Source organism: Hydrotalea flava (genome assembly GCF_001623405.1).
Taxonomy (GTDB): domain Bacteria; phylum Bacteroidota; class Bacteroidia; order Chitinophagales; family Chitinophagaceae; genus Hydrotalea; species Hydrotalea flava.
The window spans coordinates 15,392-29,818 of the sequence record NZ_LUHG01000100.1 but is presented as its reverse complement, the minus strand read 5'-3'; the positions used below and the strand labels follow the sequence as shown (position 1 = coordinate 29,818).

15 protein-coding genes, 1 tRNA gene and 1 pseudogene are annotated in these 14,427 nt (G+C 36.3%); 14 read left to right on the top strand and 3 right to left on the bottom strand.

Annotated elements, in window-relative coordinates:
- The first annotated feature begins 80 nt into the window (after positions 1-80).
- From A0F92_RS12225 to A0F92_RS12195, 7 genes are all read left to right on the top strand, one after another.
- A complete protein-coding gene (locus A0F92_RS12225; protein WP_068246488.1) occupies positions 81-560 on the top strand; it encodes a cytidine deaminase in 480 nt (159 codons plus the stop codon).
- A 379-nt stretch (positions 561-939) separates the two neighbouring features.
- Entirely contained in the window at positions 940-2,235 is a 1,296-nt protein-coding gene (locus A0F92_RS12220; protein ID WP_068246486.1) for an aminopeptidase P family protein, read from the top strand.
- 28 nt (positions 2,236-2,263) lie between these two features.
- Positions 2,264-3,034 carry a CDP-alcohol phosphatidyltransferase family protein gene (locus A0F92_RS12215; protein WP_068246483.1) on the top strand — a complete coding sequence of 257 codons (771 nt, stop codon included), beginning with the start codon at positions 2,264-2,266 and terminating at the stop codon, positions 3,032-3,034.
- Entirely contained in the window at positions 3,031-3,282 is a 252-nt protein-coding gene (gene purS, locus A0F92_RS12210; protein WP_068246480.1) for a phosphoribosylformylglycinamidine synthase subunit PurS, read from the top strand. Before A0F92_RS12215 ends, purS begins: the two co-directional genes overlap by 4 nt.
- A gap of 24 nt (positions 3,283-3,306) precedes the next feature.
- On the top strand, positions 3,307-4,014 hold the full coding sequence (gene rsmI / locus A0F92_RS12205) for a 16S rRNA (cytidine(1402)-2'-O)-methyltransferase (RefSeq protein ID WP_068246477.1): 708 nt from the start codon (positions 3,307-3,309) through the stop codon (positions 4,012-4,014).
- 32 nt (positions 4,015-4,046) lie between these two features.
- Positions 4,047-4,493, top strand: coding sequence for a PepSY-like domain-containing protein (locus tag A0F92_RS12200; protein WP_068246474.1), 447 nt, complete (start codon positions 4,047-4,049; stop codon positions 4,491-4,493).
- Between the two features lie 128 nt (positions 4,494-4,621).
- Positions 4,622-6,565 carry a M1 family metallopeptidase gene (locus A0F92_RS12195; RefSeq protein ID WP_068246471.1) on the top strand — a complete coding sequence of 648 codons (1,944 nt, stop codon included), beginning with the start codon at positions 4,622-4,624 and terminating at the stop codon, positions 6,563-6,565.
- 44 nt (positions 6,566-6,609) lie between these two features.
- Here A0F92_RS12195 and rsmG read toward each other — a convergent pair whose 3' ends face one another.
- Both rsmG and A0F92_RS12185 read right to left on the bottom strand, forming a co-directional pair.
- Positions 6,610-7,242: a 16S rRNA (guanine(527)-N(7))-methyltransferase RsmG gene (gene rsmG, locus A0F92_RS12190; RefSeq protein ID WP_068246468.1), complete on the bottom strand. Its 633-nt coding sequence runs from the start codon at positions 7,240-7,242 to the stop codon at positions 6,610-6,612.
- A gap of 25 nt (positions 7,243-7,267) precedes the next feature.
- Positions 7,268-8,392, bottom strand: coding sequence for a glycosyltransferase (locus tag A0F92_RS12185; protein WP_068246465.1), 1,125 nt, complete (start codon positions 8,390-8,392; stop codon positions 7,268-7,270).
- A 141-nt stretch (positions 8,393-8,533) separates the two neighbouring features.
- Between A0F92_RS12185 and tgt the strand changes: the two genes are divergently transcribed.
- The gene (gene tgt / locus A0F92_RS12180; protein ID WP_068246464.1) at positions 8,534-9,673 is read left to right on the top strand and encodes a tRNA guanosine(34) transglycosylase Tgt; all 1,140 of its coding nucleotides are present in this window, start codon (positions 8,534-8,536) and stop codon (positions 9,671-9,673) included.
- 182 nt (positions 9,674-9,855) lie between these two features.
- Here tgt and A0F92_RS12175 read toward each other — a convergent pair whose 3' ends face one another.
- Positions 9,856-10,035, bottom strand: a complete 180-nt coding sequence (locus A0F92_RS12175) for a hypothetical protein (RefSeq protein ID WP_068246463.1) — start codon at positions 10,033-10,035, stop codon at positions 9,856-9,858.
- Between the two features lie 99 nt (positions 10,036-10,134).
- Between A0F92_RS12175 and A0F92_RS12170 the strand changes: the two genes are divergently transcribed.
- From A0F92_RS12170 to A0F92_RS16095, 6 genes and pseudogenes are all read left to right on the top strand, one after another.
- A complete protein-coding gene (locus tag A0F92_RS12170; protein ID WP_068246459.1) occupies positions 10,135-11,238 on the top strand; it encodes an LptF/LptG family permease in 1,104 nt (367 codons plus the stop codon).
- A gap of 228 nt (positions 11,239-11,466) precedes the next feature.
- On the top strand, positions 11,467-12,789 hold the full coding sequence (locus tag A0F92_RS12165; protein ID WP_068246456.1) for a citrate (Si)-synthase, eukaryotic: 1,323 nt from the start codon (positions 11,467-11,469) through the stop codon (positions 12,787-12,789).
- A gap of 126 nt (positions 12,790-12,915) precedes the next feature.
- The gene (locus A0F92_RS12160) at positions 12,916-13,377 is read left to right on the top strand and encodes an EamA family transporter (protein WP_253810428.1); all 462 of its coding nucleotides are present in this window, start codon (positions 12,916-12,918) and stop codon (positions 13,375-13,377) included.
- Positions 13,378-13,439: 62 nt separating this feature from the next.
- Positions 13,440-13,513 (top strand) — tRNA-Ala (locus A0F92_RS12155).
- A gap of 313 nt (positions 13,514-13,826) precedes the next feature.
- Complete coding sequence (locus A0F92_RS12150) at positions 13,827-14,150, top strand: hypothetical protein (RefSeq protein ID WP_068246452.1); 324 nt, start codon at positions 13,827-13,829, stop codon at positions 14,148-14,150.
- A gap of 153 nt (positions 14,151-14,303) precedes the next feature.
- A pseudogene (locus A0F92_RS16095) lies at positions 14,304-14,387 on the top strand (histidine kinase); the annotation flags it as partial.
- Between the last annotated feature and the right edge of the window lie 40 nt (positions 14,388-14,427).

Genomic DNA, 14,427 nt, shown 5'->3' with positions numbered 1-14,427 from the left:
TTTTTAAGTCCTTGTTACCTAAGTAACAAGGACTTTTTTATCGAATAAATTTAACCGCTTGAACCATAAAACATCACGGAATGCAACAACAATATCAATTTAATTATCAGTTATTCCAACACATTCAGGAACTTGCTGAATCAGATGCACTTTTATTAGAAAAAGCCAGAATCAATACCAAACTGGCTTATGCACCTTATTCTCAATTTCAGGTTTCGGCAGCTGCGCTTTTAAGTAATGGAGAAATAGTGTTTGGTACCAATCAGGAAAATGCAAGTTATCCTGTAGGCATTTGTGCAGAAAGAAGTTTACTGGCATCTGCGTCAGTATTATTTCCACAAGCGCATGTGGTAACCATGGCCATTAGTTACCAATCGCTCAAAGGCAACAGCAACAAACCTATTTCGCCCTGTGGTATGTGCCGACAGGCCATTATAGAACATCAAACAAGATACGGGCATACTATGCGCTTAATTTTAAGCGGGCAAACGGGACAAATATTTGTAATTGAAAATGCAGCGGCCTTGCTGCCATTGGCATTTATCAGTAAAGAAATATAATGGAAGCCTAAAAAAGAGGAACCCCCGAAGAATCGGAGGTTCGATAATTATTTTGAAAAATTAACATTATGAATCAAAAATACTGGGATACCTGTATACCTCATTGTTAAGAATTACAATTTCAGTATAATTTAATGGCTTTTAAACCACTATTCAGCATAAGGGTATCAATTATGTATTTTTTAATACAAAAAAAGCATAATATACTTTTGGTTTTAAATATATGTATGCAAAATGCGTAACGGTTTATAGCATCCATTCATGTAAGTGATGGTACAAACTATTGATTGAATTGCAGGATGTATAATCAGTAACCGTTCTATTTGATTGAATATGTTTTGGTATTAAAACTTTATCTTTCCACTTTAAATTTTTTTGTATGAAACACTTACCCTTGCCATCAAAACTATTTGAAGAAAATCGGCAACGCTTCATAAAGGCCATGCAACCCAACAGTATCGCCATATTTGTTAGTAATGATGCTTTCCCATCTAACGGAGATGCTTTACATACATTTAAACAAAATAGTGATTTGTATTGGTTAAGCGGTATTACACAGGAAGACTCAATGGTTATTTTATATCCCGATAATTCTGAAAAAAAATTTCGGGAAGTGCTTGTTTTGGTGCGTCCGAATGATTTAAAGGAAAAATGGGATGGTAAGCGTTTAAGAGAAGCAGAAGCCCGGGCAATTTCCGGAATGGAAACTATTGTGTGGGCCGATACTGTTGATGCGCTATTGCAAGGTTGGATTCATGCAGCAGATACCATTTACTTAGATTCAAATGAAAACGATCGGAAAGCTTCCTTAATTCGCAGCAGTGAATATCGGTTTATTGATGAAATGAAGGCACTCTACCCATTACATGAATACAAACGGGCTGCTAAAATTTTAAAACAGTTACGCAGTATTAAAACAAAAGAAGAAGTAGCAGTAATTCGAAAAGCTATTGACATTACTGACATTACTTTTAGAAGGTTATTGCAATTCATAAAACCGGGTGTTACTGAATATGAAATTGAAGCAGAAATTTATCATAGTTTTTTAAGTAACCGCGCAGAAGGCCCTGCTTACCATAGCATCATTGCCAGTGGCGATAATGCCCGAACATTACATTATGTTTTCAATAATCAGGAATGTAAAGATGGTGATTTGGTATTGATGGATTTTGGTGCGGAATATGGGGGCTATTGTGCCGATTTAACCCGTACAGTTCCTGTTAATGGTAAATTTACCAAACGTCAGAAAGAAGTGTACAATGCCTGTTTACACCTTCATAATTACGCTAAATCTATTTTAAAACCCGGAATACTTTTAGCAGATTATCACAACAAAGTAGGAGCGGAAGCCACCAAACAGTTTATAAAAATTGGCTTACTATCCAAAGCCGATGTAAAAAATGAGGATAAGAATAATCCCGCTTATCGAAAATACCTGTATCATGGCATCTCACATCATTTAGGAATTGATGTACACGATTTGGCCAATAAACACCAACCGGTTACTGCCGGAATGGTATTTACCGTTGAGCCGGGTATTTATATTGAGGAAGAAAAAATGGGTATTCGTATTGAAAACAATGTTTGGATTACCAAAAACGGTAATATCGATTTAATGAAAAATATTCCTGTTACCGTTGAAGAAATTGAAAAATTAATGCATATCAAAAAATAATATTTATATAGCTTTTATACAACCCATTATGCGTAAACAAATTCCCAATGCTTTTACAATATTGAATCTGCTTTTTGGCTGTTTTGCCATTGTAGTAATACTGCAACCGGGTTTAATGTTAAGTGTAGATGAAACCGGCCAGCAAACTATTGAAATACCGCAAAAATTTTTTTGGGCATCTGTTTGCATTGGTGTGGCTGTTTTGGTTGATTTTTTTGATGGATTGGTAGCACGTGCATTGAAAGCCAGTTCAGAAATGGGGAAACAATTAGACTCCTTAGCCGATGTGGTAAGTTTTGGAGTGGCACCCGGCATGATATTGTTTGAATTTTTAAAAAGAGCCTACGCCGCTCAACCCAATGGATTAGATGTTTCCGTTCTTTGGTTATTGCCTGCTTTTTTAATACCCTGTGCCGGAGCATATAGATTAGCAAGGTTTAACATTGATACAACACAAACGCATTATTTTAAAGGCGTACCCATTCCGGCAGTAGGTATTTGCATTGCTTCTTTTCCGCTTATTTATTGGTTTTCGAATACTGCCTGGATGATTGAGTTAATGGTGAATAAATGGTTTTTATACAGTTGTGCAGTTGTATTGAGTTTTTTGATGGTATCAAAAATGCCTGTAATGGCATTAAAATTTAAAAAACTTTCTTTTGCTGCTATATGGCCTTTCATAATTATTGTTGTTGTTGCAGTGGTGAGTGCATTGTTTTTAGGATGGATGGCTGTGCCGGTTAGTTTTATCGCTTATGTAGTTTTATCTTTGCTTTTAAAACAAAGGATAGTATCATGATATACCATGTTCAAATTAAGGTAATGCCTTTAAAAGATTTATTAGATCCACAGGGCAAAGCCGTATTAGGCGGTTTGCATAATCTCGGCATACTGGCGGTAAACGATGTAAGGGTAGGCAAACATATTACCCTGCAAATTGAAGCTGATTCTGAGAAAACCGCAAAAAGTATTGCTGAGGAAGCCAGTAAAAAATTATTGGCCAATCCGGTAATGGAATTTTATGAAATTGAAATGATTCAGGCATAAATAAAAAATTTTTATAAGCCGGCTATGGATGCTGAACAACAATTGCAACGAACCAACCAATCCGTAAGGCTCTATCTTGTACCAACCCCCGTCGGCAATTTAAAAGATTTTACGTATCGATCCGTTGAAGTGTTGCAACAGGCAGATGTTATTTTGTGTGAAGATACACGCACCTCTTCCCGCTTACTGCAGCACTATGGCATTCAAAAACCGGTATCGCCATATCATCAGCATAATGAACATAAAATAGTAGACCATTTGGTTACGCAAATGCTATCGGGTAAAGTTTTTGCATTAATTACCGATGCAGGTACGCCAGGTATTTCCGATCCGGCTTTTTTACTGGTGCGGGCCTGTGTGCAGCAGCAAATTCATGTAGAGTGTTTACCAGGAGCCACAGCTTTTGTTCCTGCATTGGTGGTAAGTGGATTACCAACCAATCGGTTTGTATTTGAAGGTTTTTTACCACCTAAAAAAGGAAGGCATACTTTGCTTTCCAAGTTGGCTTTGGAAGAAAGAACTATCATACTGTACGAAAGTCCAATGCGATTGCAAAAAACATTACTTGAATTAATCACCTATTTCGGCGCTGAACGCCCATGTTCAGTAAGCAGAGAGATTTCTAAAATGTTTGAAACCCATGTGAGAGGTACTTTACAACAAGTGCATGATTGTTTTCAGCAACAAGTTGTAAAAGGCGAAATTGTTATAGTAATTGGAGGTATATCCTGATAACAATATTTTATTCAATTAAAACATTATCCATGAAACGTATTATGAGTTTTTTATTTGTTATTGTATTGTTGAGTTCGGTTCAAGTGCAGGCTCAATTTCGTAAAATACCGGCAGAGGTAACTGAAGCCTTTACTGCACAATTTCCACATGCCACCAAATTGAGTTGGAAAGATAATATTACCAACTTTCAGGCAAATTTTAATAATGAAGATACCGTGATGCAGGTAAAATACAATAATAAAGGCCAATGGTTAGAAACCATTTCAAAAATGCCATACGACCAGTTGAATGATGCCATAAAAGATGGATTTGATAAAAGTAAATTCAACGATTGGGAAATTGTATTGGTGCAGAAAATAACTTCATTAAACAATGAACTACTTTACAGAATAGAAGTTCGCAAAAATGCATTTCGCAAAACCTTTCTCTATTTTAATCAGAAAGGTCAACTTCAAAAAGATATACCGGCACTGTAAATTTTATTTGTAATAAAAATTTTATCTTGCCCAATAGCATTCATAAATTGAAAGCGATTTCAATTTTTTATAAGATGAGGTTGAGTTTCTGTTAGAATATTCATTGATTTTTTAAAATTTTACGGCATATGATGAAACAATTTTTAGCCATTCTTTTCATTGTTGGCATTGCACAGCAAGCTTTATATGCACAGCCCGATCGCTGGCAGCAACATATTTCTTATCAAATTGATGTACGTATGAATGTGGTAACCAACAGGTTTACCGGTACTGAAAATATTGTATACACCAATAATTCACCTGATACTTTGCATCGTGTGTTTTTTCATTTATACTGGAATGCATTTCAACCAAATAGTAGTATGGATGTTAGAAGTAGAGAACTGGGTAAAATTGCTACCCGCCAGGATCGCAATGGTAACCCCATACCCGATTGGGATGAAAGAGTGAAAGACCGAATCAGTAAACTTGAACCAAATGAAATTGGGTATGATAGTGTAATCAGTATTGTTATTAATGGTGTAGAACAAAAATTAATATATCATGAAACCATTTTAGAGGTGCCTTTATCTACTCCAATATTGCCTAACAGTAAAACCAATATGAAGGTAGTGTTTAAGGCGCAGGTGCCCATTCAAATTAGGCGTAGCGGACGCGATAATGCTGAAGGTGTGCGTTACAGTATGAGCCAGTGGTATCCTAAGATGGTAGAATATGATTATCAGGGCTGGAATGCCAACCCTTACATTGCCAGAGAGTTTTATGGCGTATGGGGCAATTTTGATGTTAAAATTACCATTGATAAACATTATATGGTGGCTGCTACGGGTATATTGCAACATTCAGATGAAATTGGTTTTGGCTATGAAAAGCCGGGTATAAAAGTTCCGGAGCACAAGGGCAATACCATTACCTGGAATTTTATTGGTAATAACGTGCACGACTTTGTGTGGGCTGCAGATCCTGATTACAGGCATTTATCTAAAAAAGTTAGACCAGGGTTGGTATTAAATGTTTTTTACAAAGCAGGAGATGCTCATACTGACAGTGCCTGGAACAATGTGCTATGGTCGGCAGAAAAAGCACTACCTTATATTGAAAAACGTTTTGGCGCTTATGCCTATCCACAATATTCATTTATTCAGGGTGGCGATGGGGGTATGGAATATGCTATGGCTACTTTAATAAAAGGGCCTGGTTTGGGTACTGTTTTTCATGAATGGATGCATAGTTGGTATCAGCACATGCTGGGTACCAACGAAAGTTTGTATCCTTGGATGGATGAAGGTTTTACTACTTATGCAGCCTCTGAAGTGATGGCATGGTATAACCAGAATATTGCACAACAATCGCCTTATACCAGCATTCCCGTTAAAAATTATATTAAAAACAGAGTGATGGAAGATGTTGAAAAGTTGCCTAAAAATCAATATGATAGCTATATGGGGTATTTTGCCTTAGCCAGAAGTCCTTATGAAGAACCCATGAGTACACATGCCGATCATTATAATACCAACTTTGCCTATTCGTTGACTGCATATAGTAAGGGGGCAGTTTTTCTTGAACAATTGGGATATATTATTAGTGATAGTTTGCGAAATAAAGTTTTATTGGCATACTACAATACCTGGCGGTTTAAACATCCCAATGCCAATGATTTTATAAGAGTAGCTGAAAAAGTTAGCAATATTGAGTTGGAATGGTATAAAGAATATTGGGTATACTCTACCAAAACAATTGATTACGGCATTGGAGATATTAATGTAGTGAATGGCAAACCACAAATAACCTTAAAACGTATTGGCAAGATGCCCATGCCCATTGATGTATTGGTAACTTATAAAGATGGAACCAGTGAGCTGCATTATATACCCATGAGCCTGATGTATGGTATAAAACCTGCTGAAGATACAATACCCAGAATTATACATGAAGAATGGCGCTGGACACATCCTGAATACAATTTCACCATCAGCAAAAGTATTCGTGATATTAAGAGTATAGAAATAGATCCTACACAGCGTATGGCCGATGTAAACCGTAGCAATAACAAATTAGTAATACCTGAATAATTGATTGGATTGCATAGAATAGGAGGCACATAAAAAATTGCTTCCTATTTTTTTACATGTACTATGTATTTTTCCTGAAAATAGGGTTCAGGAAAAATATCATAAATACTGTATAAGAATGGCCGGGTTAAACTTTCTGAAATTTCCTGATGTAAATCGCCCCCTTTCAGGCATATTAAACCATTTGCCAAATTATCGGTAGTAACGGTATTCCCTTTTTTAAGGAGTGGTTTACTCCATTGCCATAAGTCTTTCAATGGTGCTACTGCACGGCTTATGGCAAAATCAAATTTTCTGTTTTTAATTTGTTCTGCACGGGTATGTTGTGTAGTTACATTATGAATTTGGGCTCCTTCACAAACAGCCTGTACTACAGTAAGTTTTTTGGCAATACTGTCTACCAAATGAAAATGAACATCAGGAAAAAATATGGCTAAAGGTATTCCTGGAAACCCGCCACCGCAGCCAATATCTATTATTTCCATACCCGAATCAAAATTGGTAATGGCAGCTATACTCAGTGAATGTAATACATGGTGTACATAAATACTGTCTATATCTTTTCTGGAAACAACATTTATTTTTTCGTTCCATTCTTTATAAAGTGGCGCCAGTGCCATAAGCTGCTGCTGCTGTTGTGCTGTAAAATCAGTAAAATATTTTAAAATATTATCCATACAATAAAATTATGGAGCATTCAAATTAGCTCCATGTTTTTTTCGGCCTTTTCCATAATGCCGGAAAAAATAATATATAATAAAAAAACATCCAGATATCAAAAAACAAATACAATGGCCATAAATCTTTTTCGTTTAATTTTTTCATGGCATTAAAATAAATAATACCCTGAATCAATAAACGCAATCCAAATACAGCCAGTGTTAGCCACCAGTTAAACAAAATAATACTGGCTGCTAATAATGGATAAATCCAAAAAAAACTAAAAGTATACAATCCCAGCCAGAATTTATGTTTGGCTTTATAATATTTAGAAGTAGAATAATGCCTGTTTTTTTGTTTCATCCAGTCACTCCATTTTTGTTTTGGCTCACTCAATGTAAAAGCATCCGGATCAATCACTACTGCGGTATTGTTTTTCCTGGCTACTTTATTAATAAATAAATCATCATCTCCTCCGGGTATCTGATTCATGGACGAAAAACCTTTGTTTCTGATAAATACATCCCGCTTATAACTTAAATTTCGCCCAACACCCATATACGGCATGCCGGCCAAAGCATAGGAAAAATATTGCAGTGCAGTATGAAATGTTTCAAAACGGATAATTTTATTCAGTAATCCCGGTTTTTTATGATAGGCTCCATAACCCAATACAATTTCAATTCCATCATCATAAGCAGCCTGCATTTTTTGAATCCATAATTCGCTGGCAGGAACACAGTCTGCATCAGTTAGTAAAAGGTATTCATAACGGGCGCTTTTAATGCCCATCGATAATGGGAATTTTTTACCGGCAATGAGTTTTGCTTCCTGCGTCAGTTCTATGTGATGAATATGCGGAAATGCTGCTTTTAATTCATCTAAAATATATTTTGATTCGTCGGTTGAATTATCATTCACTACAATTACCTCATGTATGGCATTGTATTCCTGTACCAGAATGCCAGGCAGGTTTTTTACCAAATTAGCTGCTTCATCTCTGGCACAAACAATAACAGAAACGGGTTTTTCTGCCTGCTCTGAAAAATCTTTGTTTTTATAAAATGCAGTTTTGCTAAATAAAAATAAATAATATAAAACTTGTATGGCAATGCAAGTGCAGAATGCAACAAAAATAAAGAAAGGCAAGGGTAAAGGTATTGTCATTATGCAAAAATAGCTTTCCCAATAACTTGCTTTTGTTGGTTGAATGCTTTGTGGATAACAATTGCTTAACCTGTAGTTATTTACAGGTAATCTGTATAATCTTGTTTTAAAAAACGGCCATACACTTATTTTTGCAAACTTATGCCGCAACTTCAATTTAATATTCAGGAAACAGATGCCGCCAGTACTGCCCGGGCAGGAACTATTGTTACCGATCATGGTACCATTCAAACGCCCATTTTTATGCCTGTTGGAACCGTGGGATCGGTTAAAGCCGTTACGCAGCAACAATTGCAAGATGATATTCATGCACAAATTATTTTGGGCAACACCTATCATTTGTATTTAAGACCTGGAACCGATATTTTACAACAAGCTGGTGGATTGCATCAATTCATGGGCTGGAGCCGGCCAATCTTAACCGATAGTGGCGGTTATCAGGTTTTTTCATTGTCTGCCCAGCGAAAGATAAAGGAAGAGGGTGTTACTTTTCAATCGCATATAGATGGCAGCAGGCATCTTTTTACACCTGAATATGTAATGGATATACAACGCAGTATTGGGGCAGATATTATTATGGCTTTTGATGAATGTCCGCCTTATCCTTCTGATTATGCATATGCAAAGAATAGCATGGAGCTTACACATCGCTGGTTGGATCGGGGTATTGCCCGGTTAGCCGAAACACCCGATTTATATGGCTATACACAAAATCTATTTCCCATTGTTCAAGGCGGTATATTCAAAGACTTACGAACTGCTTCCTGTGCATACATTGCGTCAAAGCAGGCTGCGGGTAATGCTATTGGAGGATTATCTGTAGGGGAACCTGAAGCGATGATGTACGATTTTACTGCTTTATGTTGCTCAATTCTGCCTTCAGAAAAACCACGATACCTGATGGGAGTAGGAACCCCCTGGAATATTTTGGAAGGAATTGCTTTAGGAGTGGATATGTTTGACTGTGTAATGCCAACCCGAAATGGCCGGAATGGGATGCTTTTTACCTCAAAAGGTATTATTAATATTAAAAATAAAAAATGGGCTACCGACTTTTCGGTGATTGACGATGGTATACCCGCATCCATCAGCAATTATTATTCAAAAGCATACTTGCGCCACTTATTTGCAGCAAATGAAATTTCAGCTTTGCAAATTGCCAGTTTACACAACCTTTCATTTTATTTATGGCTGGTTGCTGAAGCACGTACACAAATACTGCTGCGTAACTTTAATCCATGGAAGCAGGAGATGGTACCAATCCTAAAACAACGCTTATAAAATCATCATTCCATATGGAATGCAGTATTGGGTTTAATAAAATTGCAACCAAAATTATACATATAAATTTTTTAAAATAAATTTGAACAACTGAAATACGAATTCATTACTTATCCACCAACTCTTCTTTTGTTTTGTATTCTGGCAAAATAAAATTAGTTTCATACTACATTACTAATCTGTTACCTGTGAAATGCATTTCCCCCTACATCCATTTTAATGGATGTTTTTTTCTCTGCTGCCGTCCATAGGATAGGGTTTAACAGCTTGTTGCCCATTGGTATATTTTCTCCCATTATCTTTGTGCCCATTGTTATTTGTATTACATCAATAAATTGATATTGGTGATGAATCAAAATCATTTCAACAATAATTGGAAACAATTACAGTAAATGAATTGATTTTAACCTACACCCATTGCAAAAGCTTTAGTGCTTGTTTATGCGGGAAATTAGAAAAGTATGAAAAAGATAGACTGGTATATTATTAAAAAATTTTTGTCCACTTTCTTCTTTTCCATTTTTTTATTCACCGTAATTGCCGTTGTTGTTGATATTAGTGAAAAGGCCGATGATTTTGCCAAATCAGGGTTAAGTGCCAGAGCCATAGTAATCCAGTATTACTTTGGATTTGTTCCCTATATTGTTGCATTACTTTTTCCATTATTTATATTTATTGCAGTTATTTTTTTTACATCCAAAATGGCCGGCAGAAGTGAAATAGTGGCTATTTTGGCAAGTGGTACTGCTTACAATCGATGGTTGCGGCCTTATTGGATGGCGGGTATTCTATTGGCGGGTATTCTATTGGTTTCCAACTTATACATCGTTCCAAAAGCCAATGTTATCAGAGGGAATTTTGAGGCCAAATACCTTGATCCCAATTCTTCCTATGAAAACCTTACCAAAAGCAGAAACGGCAGTGGCAGTGATTTTTATATGAAAGTAGATTCATTTACCTATGCCGGTATTTATAATTATGATACCATTAGCAAAAGAGGTGGCCCCATTTTTTTAGATCAAATTCGGAACAACCAAATGGTTAAAAACACCCGTGCAGAAGGCATTTCATGGGATACCCTTACCAAAAAATGGAAATTGGAATATGTTATTGAACGTGATATATTACCACTGGGTGAAAATGTAAGAATGCTGCCTGCATTGTATAAAAATTTAAACTTTACTCCGGTTGATATTCGACAGGATAAGTACACAAAAGATAAATTAACCTCGCCGCAATTGGCCCATTTTATTAAACTGCAGGAATTACGAGGTGCCGAGGGATTAAACGAACTAAAAGTAGAGGCAGGCAGAAGGTATGCCACGCCAATAACCGTTATTTTATTAACCCTGATTGGTGCTATCGTTGCCGGCAGAAAAGTGCGTGGCGGCAGTGGCTTGCATTTAGCCGTAGGATTTGTAATTGCTGCTTTATTTATAATTACAGATAAATTTTCAACCATTTTTTCAACCAAAGGCAACTTGCCCCCTGAAATTGCCCCCTGGATTCCTAATATGCTTTTTTTATTTGTTGTGTTTTATTTGTACCGCAATGCCCCCAAGTGATTCTGTTTATCAATTTCTTGTTATAATCAGGCAACTGACTGCTATTTGTTTTGTTACAACAATGAAGTTCTTTTACCTTTATAGCCGCTAATTATCATAATAATGGAAGCAGAAAATGGCTAATTGTAATTCATCCATTATTGTATAGCCACAATGCTGCATTTTTTAAACAGAACTTGATCAAAATATTTTTAAATTAATTTTTAATCGAATATAAAATGTTGCAACATGGGAATTATTAAAGAGCGGTTTAGATTAAAAGCCGAATCTGCTAATGCAGAAATTAAAGATCTTTTAAAAGAACACGGTAATAAAAAAATTGGCGAAGTAACCCTTTCTCAAATATATCAGGGTATGCGCGGTATTACCGGATTGGTTTCAGAAACCAGTTTATTAGATGCGCAGGAAGGTATCCGGTTTAGAGGCTACTCTATTCCTGAATTGCAGGAAAAATTACCCAAAGTACATCCAAACGGAGAGCCCTTACCTGAAGGCTTATTTTATTTGATGTTAATTGGTGAGCTTCCTGGTGAAGAAGATGTGCAGCACGTTACCAATGTTTGGCAACGGCGCAGCCATGTACCTACACACGTGTTCAAAGCAATTGATGCATTACCATTGTCTACCCATCCAATGACGATGTTTGTAGTAGGTGTTATGGCCTTGCAAACAGAAAGTGATTTTGCCAGAGAATATGCAAAAGGTATCAATAAAAAAGATTATTGGAATCCAGTATACGATGATGTGATGGACCTGATTGCCCGGTTACCTCGTATTGCAGCATACATATACAGGCGCAAATACAAAAATAAAGAGCACATTGAGCCGGATGGACTGTTAGATTGGGCAGGTAATTTAGCCCATATGATGGGTTTTGAAGATGAAAGCTTTAAAGAACTGATGCGTTTGTACATGACCATTCATGCTGACCATGAAGGCGGTAATGTAAGCGCTCATGCCACTCATTTGGTGGGTAGTGCCCTTAGCGATCCTTATTTAAGTTATGCTGCAGGTATGAATGGATTGGCCGGTCCGTTACATGGTTTGGCTAATCAGGAGGTGATAAAGTGGATTTTTGAAATGCAAAAAGAATTGGGTACCGATAATCCATCTAAAGAGCAAATTGAGGAATATGTGAAGAGAACTATTGCTGATGGAAAAGTGGTTCCGGGTTATGGACATGCCGTTTTACGTAAAACGGATCCACGCTTCACTGCACAAATGGAATTTGGCAAAAAACATATGCCCGATGATAAATTAGTGAATACGGTATGGAAAATTTATGAAACCGTTCCGCCAATCCTGCAGTCAATGGGCAAAATTAAAAACCCATGGCCCAACGTAGATGCCCACAGCGGCGCATTATTGGTGCATTACGGTTTGGTAGAATATGAATTTTATACGGTTTTATTTGCAGTAAGTCGTGCGTTGGGTGTATTGGCCAATTTGTGTTGGGACAGGGCATTGGGTTTCCCATTAGAACGCCCGAAAAGTGTAACTACCAATGCCATAAAACGCTGGTTAAAAGGCGAAGACGAAATTTGGGATTAATATTGTATCATACCATTCCTTATACATTACAATATTTGATTGAAAGGGAAACAATAACGGATGCAAATACTTTAGTAAACATGTTTGCCCGTTGCGTGGCAAGCAGTTTTTTTATTGTAGAACTTAATGCATCAACAACGAGGATTAGCCTTACTTTTAAATAAAGCTATTATGTGGTGGATATATGCACTTTTATCAGCCTTTTTTGCAGCCCTTACCGCTATTTTTGCCAAGAAAGGTATTAGCCATATTGACAGTGATTTGGCAACGGCTATTCGAACCTCTTTTATTTTATTGCTTACCTGGAGTATTGCTTTGTTTAAAGGAAATATGCAGGAAAGTATTCATTCTCTCAGCAAACAAAACTGGTGGTTTTTATTATTATCGGCTATGGCTACCGGCCTCTCATGGCTATTTTATTTTAAAGCATTGCAAATTGGTAAAGTATCGCAGGTGGCACCGGTTGATAAGGCCAGTGTGGCTATTGCCATTGTTTTATCTGTTATCTTTTTAGGAGAAACCATTACCCTTAAAATGACCATTGGAGCTACGCTGATTATTATAGGAACTTTTGTTCTAATAATTTAAAATGAGAAAAATTTTGTGCAACAAACTGCACACTTTACATTTGCAATCCTATCAAACAAAAAGGGGAATTAGCTCAGTTGGCTAGAGCGCTTGCATGGCATGCAAGAGGTCACCGGTTCGACTCCGGTATTCTCCACAACTCATCCCGTGAAAACGGGATTTTTTTTCACAGCTAAACTTTATAAAGTCACCCCATACTTTTTTGTACCTGCACATTTTCAGCCTGTTTTTTCTGACCTTCTTCCTGTAATTTGGCCAATTCAGAATAGTTTAATTGCGGTTATTCAATATTGAGGCAATTTAAACTTTCAAATAGCAATAGGGCAATTATCAGGTAATTTAAGAATAGATAGATAATTTATATGATTGAAGAAGATAAATCTAATACCATTTAATGCAGATCTTTTTATAATGCCAATTGCAAATAAAATTGTAGGAAGCCTTCCTTTATGGCGGTCTCTTACTGGCTTTATTTTCTTTTTTTGGCTACACTGGACTATATAAACACAGGAAATCTTGGCCCTTTATTAGATATTAAAAGCATCGTCAACGAGGATTTATATTTATTGTTTAATAGGATAGCATCCATGTATTTTGTGTATGATACTATTCAGTTTTTTAATAAAAAATTTGCTGTAAAAGCATTGTCCATTCAACGGTATTCCATTGAAGTCCCGGTAGTGTTTCTGTGTGGATTTGCATTGAAGGGTATTTTTTATTTTTTGTTTGTACAATTAGTAGTAGTGCCTGAGGCTAATGCTGGTGCCTTATAAATAAGATTGCGTAATTTATTGGCCATGACGCATACATATCTGATGATTACTTATGTAGTGATTACCGGTTTTAATTCTTTTAGAAGCATGGAGCATAGAAAAACTTAAGTAAACAGATTAGAAAAAGAATATGCGCAGTCAAAATTTGAGGATTTACAAAACCAGTTAAATCCACACTTTTTGTTCAATAGTTTGAGTGTATTGTCTAATTTGGTACATATTGATAAAAATGTATAATAAAAAATTTATTATTCAACTATCAAAAGCCTATCGGTGC